Source organism: Sulfuricaulis limicola, assembly GCF_002355735.1.
Classification (GTDB): Bacteria; Pseudomonadota; Gammaproteobacteria; order Acidiferrobacterales; family Sulfurifustaceae; genus Sulfuricaulis; species Sulfuricaulis limicola.
Genome location: NZ_AP014879.1, coordinates 2,561,179 through 2,574,658, shown reverse-complemented (window position 1 = coordinate 2,574,658; position 13,480 = coordinate 2,561,179). Strand labels below are relative to the sequence as shown.

The following is a 13,480-nucleotide window of genomic DNA, read 5'->3' as shown; positions in this document are numbered from 1 at the left end:
TCTCGTGTCCAAAGGCAGGGGATTAGAGCGTCAACCGCCGGTATATATCCGATACTTTCAGCGGCAATTTGCGCACGTCGTCCACCAGCGTCCAGTTCACGGCGCCGTACATGTGTGGCAGGTAATCGCGGGCAGCTTCATCAATCGTGATGCAGAACGGGTGAATACCGGCGCGCTTGGCCTCGATCAGGCTCATGCGCGTGTCCTCGATGCCGTACTCGCCGCGGTAGCCGTCGTAGTCGTCGGGCTTGCCGTCGGAGAGCGTGATCAGCAGCTTGGTGCGCGCCTCGATATCGTTCAGCAGTTTGGTGAGATGACGGATGGTCACGCCCATGCGTGTGTAATCCTGCGGCTGGATGCCGGCGATGCGGCTTCGTACGTCGTCGCTGTAAGGCTCATCGAAGCGCTTGATGCGATACAGCTCGCAGCGCTTGCGCGTCATGCCGGAAAAGCCGTAGATGGCGTAGCGGTCGCCGAGGATTTCCAGCGCCTCGCACAACAGCACCAGCGACTCGCGTTCGGCGTCGTTGATCCAGCCCTTGGTCGAGCCGCTCATGTCGACCATGAACATCACGGCGATGTCGCGCTCGAACTTGTGCAGCTTGGTGAACAACCGTTCCGACAGCTCCATGCCGCTTTGCATGTCGGCGCGGGCCTCCACCAGCGCGTCGAAATCGACATCGTCGCCGTTGATCTGTTTCTTGAGCAGCTTGTTTTCGCCGCGCAGCGCCTCGAAGGTCTTGCGCAGCTGTGGCAGCACCCCGCGGTACTTGGCCAGCGTGCGCGCCACGAACGGCTCCGGGGCGGGGTGGACGTCGAGTTCGCGCAGCACGCACCAGTGCTTGCGGTAATGATTACGCCGGTGGTCCCACTCGTTGTACAGGAACGCGCCTTCCTCGTGGTAGGTCCCCTTCCACACGTCTTCCGGGCGTTTTTCGTCGGCCTGCCGGCGATAGCCGCCCGCGCCCGCCGCCACCAGATAGTCTTCCGGGATCTGCCCGAGATCCTGGAGGATCGAATTCATGAGCGTGCGCATGTCCGCCAACGGCTGCACCGGCTGGCCGTCAAGCAGCAGCTGGAAAATGAACTGCCCCGGATGATCCGGATCGGGAACCTGTTCGATGGCGTATTGCCGCGTGCTCTGTGTCGAGTCGGTTTCCGTTTCGGGTTTTTGCCCCGCTGTTTCTCCGCCAAGCTGTCCGAGCGCCTCGCGGAAAAGTTCTTTTTCACGCGCCAGGCGTTCCTGCATGGCCTGCTGCGCGCGCTCCGGTAAGAGGATGCCCTGGAAACAGAACGGTGCCGGAATTTCTCCCGCAAGCAGGGCTGGCAGCAGCGCCATGCTGTCGGACGCACTGGCAGCGGGATCCGTCAGGCGCTGTAGCGCCGGCTTCCAGGCATCGGGGTAACTCACTTCTCCGCAGAGCCGCTGGACCTCCTGCATGTCGCGATGCAGACCCGGCAGCTCGCGCGCGATGCAGGCATTCAGGCGCAGGGTTTCGAGCGCGTGGAACAGGCGCGTGGCTTTTTCAACATCACCGCAGGCCGCCAGCGTTTCGGTCAGCGCGGGCATTCCCGGCGCGAGACGCCAGGTGCCGTACCAGGTCTGCGCCCACAGATGGGCGGCCATGGCCTTGTAGAGACGGAAATTGTCGTGGCGCTCGGTGAAGCGGTGCAGGCGCGCGGGCAGGAACAGTGTGGCCGTATCAGTATAAGTATCCGCGGCCGCCTCGACCTTGAGCGGCCGCCCAGCCAGCCCCTGCACGAACAGTTCCAGGACGTGCTGGATTTCCTCCAGCGCCATGCTGTGTGCGGCCTCGGCGGTTTCGGCGGCAAAGGCCTGCAACTCGCCGAAGGCCGAGCAACCGGGATACAGCCCCTGTTTGTCGTACACGTCCATGGCCTGGATGATCCAGGCCTCGATCGCCGGCAGCGGCATGAGGCGGAAGGCCTCCGGCGCGCGCGCGGCGAACTGGTAGGCCATCTCGGCGTTGGTCTTGATGATGATGTCCACCCAGTGCAGCACGAAATCCTGTTGCGCGCGCTCCAGTTCAACCAGCGCCCTGGCCAGCGGCGCCGCGGTGCGGCGCGAGGACAGCACCGGGTCGAGCGCCTCGTCGAGGCGCGCTTCCAGCTCGATGACAGTTAACGATTGGGTAGACATAAGAATTCAGCCACAGAGAACACAGAGGGCACAGAGAGGAAAAGACTAGATGGGTTTCTCTGTGTGCTCTGTGACCTCTGTGGCAAAAATTAAAATAACGAAGAACTTAATTCGTTCACCGCCGCGATCATCTCGGGATCGTCGGTGAGCGCCTCGGCGATGGCGGTGCGGCAGGCGGTGCGCGGGTCGATGCCGGCGGCCATGAGTTTGCCGGCGTGCACCAGCAGGCGCGTGCTGGCGCCTTCATCGAGGCCGCTGCCTTTCAGGTTGCGCGTCATGCCGGCGAATTTCACCAAGCGCTCGGCCATGGCCTCGTCCACGCCGGTCTCGCGCCGCACGATTTTTTTCTCGAGCGCCGCGGACGGGTAGTTGAACTCGACCGCGACGAAACGCTGGCGCGTGCTCTGTTTCAGGTCCTTGAGCACGCTCTGGTAGCCCGGGTTGTAGGAAATGGCGAGGCAGAATTCGGGACCGGCGGTGAGCAGCTCGCCGGTCTTCTCGATCGGCAGCACGCGCCGGTCGTCGGCCAGCGGGTGGATCACCACGGTGGTGTCCTTGCGCGCCTCGACGATTTCATCGAGGTAGAGCATGGCGTTGGTGCGCACCGCGCGCGCCATCGGGCCGTCGACCCACACGGTTTCGTTGGCGGTGATGAGATAGCGCCCGACCAGGTCGGTGGCGGTGAGGTCGTCGTGGCACGAAACGGTGATAAGCGGGCGCTTGAGGCGCCAGGCCATGTGCTGCATGAAGCGCGTCTTGCCGCAGCCGGTCGGTCCCTTCAGCAGCACCGGCAATTGCTGCCGGTATGCCGCCTCGAAGACAGCGATCTCCTGGCCGACGGGCTCGTAGTAAGGCTCATCTTTTATGAGGTATTCCTCGACCCGGGTGGCGCGAGCGGTATTTTTTGATACTGACATGCTGTGGCCCTGCTACGTTCGTCTTGCCATGGATGTTGGTTAATCGTTGACTGCCCCAGTATGCCAAATTCACGGGCTTGATGTGCAAATTTGCCGGGAGGGTATGGCAGAGCCCGTGCCTTGGCGGTGGTCTTCATGCCGAACCCGGCCTCGCGCGCGAAACAGGACAGCCAAGTGCCGTAAGGGAGCGGGCAAATACATATTGACGCTAACCACGGTCTTACCGAGAATGCAGACAGCTGTGCGCCTGTTTCGTGTCGTGTGTGGATCACCGCATTCTATATAAGTGTTCTATCCGCACATACGAAATTTCAATCCAATTGATGCGATTTTATCATGGCACACCGCGCCCTGGCGGGGTATGGTTGCCGTCCCAATTCCGGCGGCGCTTATTTTCTGATTAATCCCGCAGCGAGCAGGGCGACAGATTCGACAAGACGAACCAGCGAAGCAAGAGGGCTGCAGATATGACGGATGTAGTCGCGACGAACGAGACTATATTGGTGGTCGGCGGGGGCATCAGCGGCATGACCGCGGCTCTTGAGGCCGCTGAATGTGGCAAGGACGTGGTGCTGGTCGAGAAAAACCCGAGCCTCGGCGGCCGGGTGAGCCAGCTCTACAAGTATTTCCCCAAGCTGTGCCATCCCACCTGCGGCCTGGAAATCAATCTCAAGCGCCTCAAGGCCAACAAGCGCATCCGCGTGCTGACGCTGGCCGAGGTGAGCGCGGTGACCGGCAAGGCCGGCGATTACACCGCCACGATCAAAATTTCCCCGCGTTACGTGAACGAGAACTGCACCGCCTGCGGCGCCTGCGCCGAGGCCGTCACGACCGAATTCGACAACGAGTTCAACTACGGCATGGGCAAGCGCAAGGGCGCGTACCTCACCTCCGCCATGGCCTATCCGCAGCGCTACGTGCTCGACCCGCGCATCATCGGCACGTCCGATGCCGAAAAAGCCAAGAGCGCGTGCAAGTACAACGCCGTCGATCTCGGCATGAAGGAAGAGACGATCAATTTCAAGGTCGGCGCCGTGGTCTGGGCCACCGGCTGGAAACCCTACGATGCCAACAAGATCCAGCCCTACGGCTACGATCGCTACGAGAACGTCATCACCAGCGTCGAGTTCGAGCGCCTCATGGACCCGTTCGGTCCCACCGGCGGCAAGCTGATCCGTCCGTCCGACGGCAAGGAGGCGAAGAACGTCGCCTTCATCCAGTGCGCCGGTTCGCGCGACCGCAACCATTTGAAGCATTGCTCGCGCATCTGCTGCATGGCCTCGCTCAAGCAATCTACTTATGTGCGCGAGAAGTATGCCGACGACGCCAATGTCTCGATCTATTACATCGACATCCGCGCCATTGACCGCTTCGAGGACTTCTACAAGAAAATCCAGGCCGACCCCAAGGTGAAATTCATCAAGTCCAAGGTGGCCAACATCACCGCGGACAAGGACGGCAATCCGATCCTGCACGGCGTGGACACCGAGGGCTATCACCGCTACGACAACCCGCATGACCTGGTGGTGCTCGCGATCGGCATGGAGCCGTCGGTGGACGCCTCGAAGATCATGAAGGGCGTGGCGGCGGACGCCAGCGGCTTCATCGACATCAATGCCACCACCGAGGCGGTGTTCGGCGCCGGCTGCGCGTCCAACGCGCTCGACGTCAACCGCTCGGTGCAAAGCGCCACGGCCGGCGCGCTGCGGGCGATTCAAGTGGTTAACCGCGTTTCACGGGCGGAGGCTTAAAAGATGGCTGATACAAAAATTGGCGCCTATATCTGCAAGGGCTGCGGCATCGGCGAGCGCCTCGACACGGCGCAGCTCGCCATGATCGCGCAGAAGGAAGGCAAGGCCCAGGTCGTGCGCGAACACGAATTCCTGTGCAACGCCAGCGGCGTGGAGCTGATCAGGAATGACATCGCCAACGAGGGCGTGAATCACGTGGTCATCGCGGCTTGCTCGCGCCGCGCCAAGGCCGAGACCTTCAATTTCGAGAACGTCGCCATTTCGCGCACCAACCTGCGCGAGGGCGTGATCTGGATCACGCCGGCGGACGAGGACAAGAAGGAGCTGGTGCAGGAAATGGCGGCGGACTACGTGCGCATGGGCTGCGCCGAGTCGCTCAAGATGCAGATCCCGCGCACCAATCCCAATGTCGGCCACAACAAGCGCATCCTGGTCGTGGGCGGCGGCATCTCCGGCATGACCGCGGCCATCGAGGCCTCCAAAACCGGCTACGACGTGCTGCTGGTGGAAAAGACCGGCAACCTCGGCGGCTGGGCCGCCAGGCTGCACAAGCGCGTGCCGAACCGCGAGCCCTACGCCGATCCGATGGATACCGGCATCGCCGGCCTGATCAAGCAGATCGAGTCGGACAAGCACATCAAGGTGCACCTTAGCTCGACCATCACCAAGACCAGCGGCGCGCCGGGCCAGTTCAGCGTGGACATTTCCACCGAATCCGGCAGTACCGCGACGGAAAACGTCGGCGGCATCATCATGGCTTCCGGTTTCACGCCGTACGACATGAACAAGCTGCCGCATCTCGGCGCCGGCAAGAGCAAGGACGTGGTCGATCAGCTCGGGCTCGAAGCCCTGGCCAAGGCCGCCAACGGCGGGCCGATCAAGCGCCCGTCCGACGGCAAGGAAGTGAAGAGCGTGGTGTTCATCCAGTGCGCCGGCCAGCGTTCCGACAAGGAAGGCGAGCTGCCGTACTGCTCCGGCCACTGCTGCAACACCTCGATCAAGCAGGCGATGTACTTCAAGGACCAGAACCCGAACGTCGACACGGTCGTGATGTACACCGACCTGCGCACGCCGGGCAACGGCGAGGACTTTTACCGCAGCGCCCAGAAGAAGGGCGTGATCTTCACCAAGGGCGTGGCCAGCGAGGTCGTCCCCGGCGCCGAATTGCAGGTGAAGTTCCAGGACAAGATTCTGAATGAAGATGCTGTCGCCAAGGCCGACCTCGTGGTACTGGCCACCGGCCAGGTCGCGAATTCGGGTGTGGATATCGAAACGGTGCCGCAGGACGAGCCGGGCAAGTGGGCCTCCAACAAGCAGTCGGTGCTGAACATGTCCTATCGCCAGGGCAAGGACCTGCCGCTGCTGAAGCACGGTTTTAACGACTCGCACTTCATCTGCTTCCCGTACGAAACACGCCGCACCGGCATCTACACCGCCGGCCCGGTGCGCCGCCCGATGGACATGGTGCAGGCGATCGAGGACGCTACCGGCGCCGCGCTCAAGGCGATCCAGGCGGTGGAAAACGCCGGGCTCGGCCGCGCCGCGCATCCGCGCTCCGGCGACCTGTCCTTCCCCGAGTTCCGCCGCGAAGGCTGCACCCAGTGCAAGCGCTGCACCGTGGAGTGCCCGTTCGGCGCCATCGACGAGGACGAACAGCGCTATCCGGTGTTCAACGAATCCCGCTGCCGGCGCTGCGGCACCTGCATGGGCGCCTGCCCGGTGCGCGTGATCTCGTTCGAGAACTACTCGGTGGACAGCGTCGGTTACCAGCTCAAGGCGGTGGACATGCCGGACCAGTTCTCCGAGAAGCCGCGTATCCTGGTGCTGGCCTGCGAGAACGACGCCTATCCGGCGCTCGACATGGCGGCCATGAACCACATCCAGTACAGCGCCTTCACCCGCGTGATCCCGGTACGCTGCCTCGGTTCGGTCAACACCATCTGGGTCACCGATGCGCTCAACAGCGGTTACGACGGTGTGGTGCTGATGGGTTGCCAGAAGGGCGAGAACTACCAGTGCCACTTCGTGAAGGGTTCGGAACTGGCGCACATGCGTATGAGCAAGATCGACGACACGCTGAAGCAGCTCTCGCTCGAGGTCGAGCGCGTCAAGACCTACGAGGTCGCGATCACCGACATCCAGCGCGCGCCGGCGCTGATCAACGAGATGGCCGAGACGATCCAGAAGATCGGACTCAGCCCGCTCAAGTTCTAGTTCCAGGAGAAACCATGAGCGATCTGAACACAGCGATGGTGGAAAAATACCGCAACGACTTCCTGAAGGAGGTCGAGGCGAACGTGGAGCAGGGCAACTGGGTCAAGATGTGCATGCAGTGCGGCGTGTGCTCCGGTTCCTGCCCGCTCGGCCCGGCCTGGGAGCATCCGCCCCAGGAGATCTTCATGATGATCCGCGCCGGCAAGCGCGACGAGGTCCTGAAAAGCGAATCCATGTGGATGTGCACCAGCTGCTACAACTGCATCGTGCGCTGCCCGCGCGAGCTGCCGATCACCCATATCATGCACGGCCTGGCGAATTACGCGCACCGCCTCGGCATCGCGCCCAAGATGAATCCGACGCGCCGTTTCGCCAAGATGTTCTGGAAGAACATCTCCAGCGCCGGGCGGGTGAACGAACTGAAGCTGTCCGTGGGCCTGTACTTCATGGACGGCTTCGCGTCCGGCATCAAGAAGGGCCTGGAGATGCTGCCGGTGGGTCTGGGCATGCTCAAGACCGGCCGCCTGAATCCGTTCGGCCTGTTCAGCGGCGGACACTGCAAGGGCGCCGGTGACATTCGCAAGATGATCAAGAAGGCCAAAGAGATCGAAGACAAGCGCAAAGGTTTTGCGGCGTAAAGGGTTAAACCATGGCAAGAAAAGAATATTCGTTTTATCCCGGCTGTTCGTCCGAGCGCAAGGCCTCGGCCTCGAACTACATGACCTCGGTCGAGTCCATGTGCAAGACGCTGGACATCAAGCTCAACGAGATACCGGACTGGAACTGCTGCGCCGCTTCCATCGGCTATGCCGAGGGCGGCGAATTGCCGCGCCACGTGATGAACGCGCGCAACATCGCGTTGTCCGAAAAGAACGTCGGCAACCAGGACATCGTCGCCACCTGCGCCGCCTGCTGGCTGGGCGCCAAGGAATCGCAGGAGCGCATCAACCATTCCCCCACCATGCTCGCGGACGTCAATGAGATCCTCAAGGAAGCCGGCCTGAAGTACGAAGGCAAGCAGAAGATCCGCCACATGGTCGAGGTGCTGATCGAGGATCTGGGCTACGAGGAACTCGGCAAGCCGGTAAAGAAGCCGCTCGAGGGCATCAAGATCGCGGGTTATGTCGGCTGCCAGACCAATCGGCCGTTCGGCGTGGACGGCGAGTCGTTCGAGAACCCGAAGTATCTCGACAAGCTCACCGAGACCATGGGCGCCCAGGCGCTCGACAAGTACGAGCAGAAGGTCACCTGCTGTGGCGGCGCGCTCGCCTTCAGCGAACCGGAGAAGAGCCAGGCGCAGATCAAGAAGATCATCGAGTCGGCCTACGACCACGGCGCCGACATGATCGTCACGCCCTGCCCGGTGTGCCAGATGAACGTCGAGGTGTACCAGGGCCAGATCAACAAGAAGTACGGCACCAAGTTCAAGATACCGGTGGTGTACTACTCCCAGCTCATGGCGGTGGCCTACGGCGCGACGGCCAAGGAAGCGGCGCTCGATGGCAACATCATCCGCGCCACCCAGCTCGAGGAGATCGCGGCGAAGAAATAAGCCCTGAACCGTTCAGTAACAAAAAAGCCCGCGAAAGCGGGCTTTTTTTGTCTGGAACAGGGGGCATCGGCGGGTGCGCGTGCCCGCACCTTGCCTATACTTGTGAAAATATGTGCCGGCACCCCGGCGGTACCTGAACCCCTGGCATGCAATCGTCCGACATCAAAACCCAGATTCTTTCGCACTCGCCGGCGGTGACGCCCGGCGCTGCGCAGAACATCGCCGAGACACTGGCGGCGCGTTACGAGGTCATGGAGGCGCTGGGCGACGGTGGCATGGGCATGGTGTACCGCGTGCGTGACCGCGAAACCAATGAGATCCTGGCGCTCAAGCTGCTGCGGCCGGAGATTGCGCGCGACCCGGCCATGATGGAGCGCTTCAAGAACGAAATCCGCCTGGCGCATCGCATCACGCACAAGAACGTCTGCCGCATTTACGATTTCAATCGCGTCGATGATCTGGCGTATTTCACGATGGAGCATGTGGATGGCGAGAGTCTGCGCGCCTGGCTCAAGCGCGCGGGCAAGCTGACGCCCGAGCGCACCATCGACCTGGCACGCCAGATCACAGCCGGTCTGGGCGAGGCGCATGCCCGGGGCGTGGTGCATCGGGACTTGAAACCGGAGAACGTCATGCTCGGCCGCGATGGCCTGGTGAAGCTGCTGGATTTCGGCATTGCGCGTGCCCTGGACAGTGACACCGCCACGGCGCGCACCATCATGGGCACGCCCGAATACATGGCCCCGGAACAATCGCAGGGCAAGGCGGTGGATCAGCGTGTGGACCTGTATGCGCTGGGGCTCATTCTCTACGAATGCCTGACTGGCCGGCGCGCGTTTTCCGGCGCCACCCCGGTGGAAATTGCGCTCAAGCAACTCAAGGAGAAACCGCAGCCTCCAAGAAAATTTCTCCCCACCACCCCGCCGCATCTTGAGGCCGTGGTGCTGCGTTGTCTGGAAAAAGACCCGGCACGGCGATTTGCCAGTGCCGCTGAACTTCAGCGCGCACTGGTGCAGCCCGGCGCCCCGCCGCGACAGGGGCCCCGCCTGCGGAAGACCGCCGTTTTTGCGACCATCGGATTGCTGGCTGTTCTGGCTGCCTACAAGCTGGTGAATCGGCAAGACACGTCATCCGCGTCGGTTCAGGCGCGAGACGCCACGACCAGCCTGCCGGATCAGCAACAGGTGCCGGAAGAACTGGTCAAGCTGTTCGAGGCGGCGAAGCAAGGCGACGCCGTGGCGCAGGAACGCGTCGGCCGGTTGTACCTTGACGGCCCCGCCCGCGCCCGCGACGAGCGCAAGGCCTTCTTCTGGACGCGCCAGGCCGCCCTCAGCGGCGATGGCAACGCGCAGTTCACACTGGCGCAAATGTATGAGAGCGGTCGTGGCGCGCCGCACAATCTCGTCGGCGCCTTCGTCTGGTACAACGTCGCGCTGAGTTCCGGCAACGAGTCGGCGCGCGTGCCGTTCGAGCGCCTGAAGGAGAAAATTTCCAGCGACGAATTGGCCGAGGCGGAACAGCAGTTACACAGGCTGCGAAGGGGTCGGTAACACCGACAGTGGACGCGTAGTCTAATGACTACGCACGAGGTTGCGCCCTTCCTGCTTGGCGGCGTAAAGCGCCTGGTCGGCGGCGTGAATGAGACTGGCGGCGGTGTCACCATCCCGGGGGAAGACAGCGAGGCCGATGCTGACCGTGACGTGGATCGTGTCGCCCTGGGGGGTCGTGGTGACGGAATCCTCCACCGTGCCGCGGATGCGCTCGGCGACCGTGTGTGCGCCTTCCGAGTCCGTTTCGGGAAGTATCACCGCGAGTTCCTCGCCGCCGTAACGGCACACCACGTCCACCGGCCGTACGTTCAGCTGGATCAGATCGGCAACGGTGATCAGCGCCTCGTCGCCCGCCTGGTGCCCATAGCGATCGTTGACGTTTTTGAAATGGTCGATGTCCAGCATCAGCACCGACAGCGGCCGGCGGTAACGGCGGGCGCGCTGGATTTCCTGCTGCAGGCGCTTTTCGAGTTCGCGCCGGTTATAGAGGCCGGTCAGGCCGTCACGGACGGACAGCTCCTCCAGCTTGTGCCGGTGCGCCAGCAACCGCTCGGCCATGGCGTTGAATTCCAGCGCGAGCCGCCCGATTTCATCCTGGTTATTCAGCGTCAGGCGATAGGAAAGGTTCTCGTTGGAGAAGTGCGCCACGCCTTTCTCGAATTCGCGCAGCGGCACCAGCACGGAACGCGCCAGCCACGCGGCGCCGGCCATGGCGATCAACAGGCCCAGCCCCACCGTGGCTGAAATGATCAGTAAAAAACCTTTCTCGGATTCGTTGATCTGCGTGCGTTGCGCGCTGATTTCGGCATAGAAGGTTTCGTACATCTGCTCCAGCGTGAACATGATCTGGTTCACGCGCTGGTCCAGCTGGAACAGCGTCGCCCGGGAGGCGTCCGATGAAAAGACGACGTTGGCCAGCACCATGCTGTCTTTCCATTCGCGCCGGGCGTTGGCGAGCAGGGTTTGTTCCCGCGGTCCGAAAAAGGGTTTCCCCAGCATCTCGATGAACACGGCTTCCGCGGCTCGCGCCTCGGATTCGAACTGGTCTTTCAGGGTATAACGCGGCGTCGCCGCATAGTCCCTGACCAGGGCATGGGCCTTGCGAATCTGGTTTTGCAGCCGAGTCGTTGTCTGCAGCTTGTAAACCGGTTGTTCGACGACCTGGTTCAGCGTGTTGGCGGCATGCCCCAGAAAAATACTTGAACCGATCGCCACCGCGAGAAGCGGGATGAAAACGATCCCCATGGCGACCAGAAAGCGGGTCCGCAGCGGCAAATTCGTGAAGGCGAAGCGGTTCATCAGTGCGTTCCCTGGCCTGTGCCCGCGCGAAATGGCTGTGACATTGGCCCGTGTCTTTTTAAAGTATAGTCCGGCGCTCGGTTTCCCCGGCTAAGCACAGGAAAATACGCAGGAAATATCCGCTGGCCACGCGCACAAGCGGGCCGCAAGAACCGGGTCTATGTCATTGACAGACCGGGGAGGCGGGAGTATTTGTAAAAGCATAGAGGCATAGTGCCTGCACGTATTGTTGCCAAACCAAGGAGCATGTCATGCGCACATCAACGACTGATCCCATCTCCGGCGCCGATGTCAAAAATCCCGAGGGCAAGCCGTTCGTCGTCGAGGGAAAAGGGGACAATGCCCTCAAGATCTATTTTGAGAGCGAGGACAACAAGAAGGCTTATCTTGAAATCCAGACCGAGCACCCGGGCGAGGATTTCAAGACGAATCTCAATAACCCGGTGTAGATCGGTAGTGACGCGCGGTTTGTCCGCGCCTTGAGCCCGTCACGGGACCGTCATCCGCGCCGCCACCGGCGCGGATGACGCGTGTATTTTCCTCCGGATCTTTTCTTCCCCATCCCTTTTTGCGAAACTCGCCGGATGAGTTCCTCCAGCGGGTTCGAGCGCCGTTTCGCCTGTACTGGCTGCGGCAAATGCTGTACCGGCCGCGGCAGCTACGTTATCGAGGTCAGCCGCCGCGAGCAGCGCCGCATCCAGCGTTTCCTCGGCATCGGCCGGGACTGGTTGCGCCGGCGCTACGTGTTCCGTTTCGACGACGAACGGGAGAGTGTCCGCATGCACGCCAATGGCGACTGCGTGTTCCTCGAAGAGGGCAAGCGTTGCCGCATCTACGCGGTGCGCCCGGCCCAGTGCCGCACCTACCCGTTCTGGCCGGAACTCGAGACGCGCCAGGCCTGGCGCGCGGAAGCACGCCGCTGCGAGGGCATCCTGCTGGGCAAGTCGAAAATAACCGTCAGGGCGGAATAGCCCCGGATACGAAAATTGCCGGACCGTGCTGTTACCGGGCCGGTTCGGGGATGCTGCGTTTGCTTTCCAGCCACTTGAGCAGCGGCTCCCACTGCTCGAGGTCGCGCGCCACCTGCGAGCGTGTCAGATCAAATATCCCCAACCCGCGCGCATCCGCCACCAGATAATTCTGGCTTTCGCGCAGGGTGGCGATGAAGGGGATCTTGAGGCGCGACAGAAAACGTTCGAGGTTGTGATAGATCTGGGTATTGAGCGTCGAATAATTGATTTTCATACTGCCCAGGACGCTTTCCATCGTGTTCTGCAGGGAAGTGTTCTCGCGCACGCGGTTGGCCACCACCGCCACCCGTGTCTCGTCGCGCACGATTTTCCCGACCAGCAGCATTTCGTGGATGAAATGCGCGGCGGCGCGAATGTCGGTCGGTGACGGCAGCACCGGCACGATCAGCGTGTGTGCGCGGCGCACCAGCGCGGTGAGGTCTGCGCCATGGGCCCCGGCCGGCACGTCCATGATGACGTAATCGGTCGAGCGCGGCACGCGCACCGGATCGCGCCACGCGGCGATGCCGCGGATCGGCGGGCGGTCCTGCGGGCGCTGCTCGATCCACTCCATGCTCGATCCCTGCCGGTCGAAGTCGGCGATCACCACTGCTTTTCCCTGCGAGGCGTAATAGCTCGCGAGATTGGTCGCGAGCGTGCTCTTCCCGCACCCGCCCTTGGCGTTAAGCAGCATGATCTTGCGCATGGAGTCTCCTTGGTGGTGGCACGCGCGGAGCGCAGTTTTTTATTGGTGGCGGTTTAGTTTATTCCAGCATGCCGTAAAGCTCTACCGGCAGGCCCCGGCCCCCGGGTTCCGTTTCAGCGGCGGCGCGGCGGCTTTTTTGCCAGGTCGGGCTTGTCGTCCCGGGCGCGCCGGGGCGCGTCGTCCTCGTCCATCAGTATCCGGTGCGCCGGCCCCTCCAGGTCGTCGAACTGCCCGGAACGGATGGACCACAGAAAGGCCCATACGATCACCCCGGCAATGAGCACGGCGAGGGGGACCAGCAGATAGAGAATTTCCATGGC

12 protein-coding genes are annotated in these 13,480 nt (G+C 62.4%); 7 read left to right on the top strand and 5 right to left on the bottom strand.

Annotated elements, in window-relative coordinates; translation table 11 throughout:
* Positions 1–22 precede the first annotated feature (22 nt).
* Together SCL_RS12455 and SCL_RS12450 are read right to left on the bottom strand one after the other, a co-directional pair.
* Complete coding sequence (locus SCL_RS12455; RefSeq protein ID WP_096361506.1) at positions 23–2,161, bottom strand: nitric oxide reductase activation protein NorD; 2,139 nt, start codon at positions 2,159–2,161, stop codon at positions 23–25.
* 89 nt (positions 2,162–2,250) lie between these two features.
* Positions 2,251–3,078, bottom strand: coding sequence for a CbbQ/NirQ/NorQ/GpvN family protein (locus tag SCL_RS12450; RefSeq protein WP_096361505.1), 828 nt, complete (start codon positions 3,076–3,078; stop codon positions 2,251–2,253).
* Positions 3,079–3,545: 467 nt separating this feature from the next.
* Between SCL_RS12450 and SCL_RS12445 the strand changes: the two genes are divergently transcribed.
* The 5 genes from SCL_RS12445 to SCL_RS12425 all read left to right on the top strand — a co-directional run bounded on the left by SCL_RS12445 (position 3,546) and on the right by SCL_RS12425 (position 10,145).
* Positions 3,546–4,829, top strand: a complete 1,284-nt coding sequence (locus SCL_RS12445; RefSeq protein WP_096361504.1) for a CoB--CoM heterodisulfide reductase iron-sulfur subunit A family protein — start codon at positions 3,546–3,548, stop codon at positions 4,827–4,829.
* 3 nt (positions 4,830–4,832) lie between these two features.
* Positions 4,833–7,043, top strand: coding sequence for a hydrogenase iron-sulfur subunit (locus SCL_RS12440; protein WP_096361503.1), 2,211 nt, complete (start codon positions 4,833–4,835; stop codon positions 7,041–7,043).
* A gap of 14 nt (positions 7,044–7,057) precedes the next feature.
* Positions 7,058–7,681 (top strand): 4Fe-4S dicluster domain-containing protein, encoded by a 624-nt coding sequence (locus SCL_RS12435; RefSeq protein ID WP_096361502.1) that lies wholly within the window; start codon positions 7,058–7,060, stop codon positions 7,679–7,681.
* A gap of 11 nt (positions 7,682–7,692) precedes the next feature.
* A complete protein-coding gene (locus SCL_RS12430; protein WP_096361501.1) occupies positions 7,693–8,595 on the top strand; it encodes a CoB--CoM heterodisulfide reductase iron-sulfur subunit B family protein in 903 nt (300 codons plus the stop codon).
* A 146-nt stretch (positions 8,596–8,741) separates the two neighbouring features.
* Positions 8,742–10,145 carry a serine/threonine-protein kinase gene (locus tag SCL_RS12425; RefSeq protein ID WP_096361500.1) on the top strand — a complete coding sequence of 468 codons (1,404 nt, stop codon included), beginning with the start codon at positions 8,742–8,744 and terminating at the stop codon, positions 10,143–10,145.
* Positions 10,146–10,166: 21 nt separating this feature from the next.
* Here the strand turns inward: SCL_RS12425 and SCL_RS12420 are convergent, their stop codons facing one another.
* Positions 10,167–11,444 (bottom strand): diguanylate cyclase, encoded by a 1,278-nt coding sequence (locus SCL_RS12420; protein ID WP_096361499.1) that lies wholly within the window; start codon positions 11,442–11,444, stop codon positions 10,167–10,169.
* Between the two features lie 251 nt (positions 11,445–11,695).
* Here SCL_RS12420 and SCL_RS12415 point away from each other — a divergent pair, with 251 nt between their 5' ends.
* The gene (locus SCL_RS12415; protein ID WP_096361498.1) at positions 11,696–11,893 is read left to right on the top strand and encodes a hypothetical protein; all 198 of its coding nucleotides are present in this window, start codon (positions 11,696–11,698) and stop codon (positions 11,891–11,893) included.
* A 135-nt stretch (positions 11,894–12,028) separates the two neighbouring features.
* Positions 12,029–12,415, top strand: a complete 387-nt coding sequence (locus SCL_RS12410) for a YkgJ family cysteine cluster protein (RefSeq protein WP_096361497.1) — start codon at positions 12,029–12,031, stop codon at positions 12,413–12,415.
* A gap of 31 nt (positions 12,416–12,446) precedes the next feature.
* Here the strand turns inward: SCL_RS12410 and SCL_RS12405 are convergent, their stop codons facing one another.
* The gene (locus SCL_RS12405) at positions 12,447–13,160 is read right to left on the bottom strand and encodes a ParA family protein (protein WP_096361496.1); all 714 of its coding nucleotides are present in this window, start codon (positions 13,158–13,160) and stop codon (positions 12,447–12,449) included.
* Positions 13,161–13,273: 113 nt separating this feature from the next.
* A complete protein-coding gene (gene ccoS / locus SCL_RS12400) occupies positions 13,274–13,477 on the bottom strand; it encodes a cbb3-type cytochrome oxidase assembly protein CcoS (protein WP_096361495.1) in 204 nt (67 codons plus the stop codon).
* Positions 13,478–13,480: the final 3 nt, after the last annotated feature.

Bases quoted from the DNA above. Each gene is read 5' to 3' on its own strand.
- SCL_RS12430 (WP_096361501.1), top strand. From the start codon at position 7,693: ATGGCAAGAAAAGAATATTCGTTTTATCCCGGCTGTTCGTCCGAGCGC.
- SCL_RS12450 (WP_096361505.1), bottom strand. From the start codon at position 3,078: ATGTCAGTATCAAAAAATACCGCTCGCGCCACCCGGGTCGAGGAATAC.
- SCL_RS12440 (WP_096361503.1), top strand. From the start codon at position 4,833: ATGGCTGATACAAAAATTGGCGCCTATATCTGCAAGGGCTGCGGCATC.
- SCL_RS12435 (WP_096361502.1), top strand. From the start codon at position 7,058: ATGAGCGATCTGAACACAGCGATGGTGGAAAAATACCGCAACGACTTC.
- SCL_RS12445 (WP_096361504.1), top strand. From the start codon at position 3,546: ATGACGGATGTAGTCGCGACGAACGAGACTATATTGGTGGTCGGCGGG.
- ccoS (WP_096361495.1), bottom strand. From the start codon at position 13,477: ATGGAAATTCTCTATCTGCTGGTCCCCCTCGCCGTGCTCATTGCCGGG.
- SCL_RS12405 (WP_096361496.1), bottom strand. From the start codon at position 13,160: ATGCGCAAGATCATGCTGCTTAACGCCAAGGGCGGGTGCGGGAAGAGC.
- SCL_RS12410 (WP_096361497.1), top strand. From the start codon at position 12,029: ATGAGTTCCTCCAGCGGGTTCGAGCGCCGTTTCGCCTGTACTGGCTGC.
- SCL_RS12420 (WP_096361499.1), bottom strand. From the start codon at position 11,444: ATGAACCGCTTCGCCTTCACGAATTTGCCGCTGCGGACCCGCTTTCTG.
- SCL_RS12425 (WP_096361500.1), top strand. From the start codon at position 8,742: ATGCAATCGTCCGACATCAAAACCCAGATTCTTTCGCACTCGCCGGCG.
- SCL_RS12415 (WP_096361498.1), top strand. From the start codon at position 11,696: ATGCGCACATCAACGACTGATCCCATCTCCGGCGCCGATGTCAAAAAT.
- SCL_RS12455 (WP_096361506.1), bottom strand. From the start codon at position 2,161: ATGTCTACCCAATCGTTAACTGTCATCGAGCTGGAAGCGCGCCTCGAC.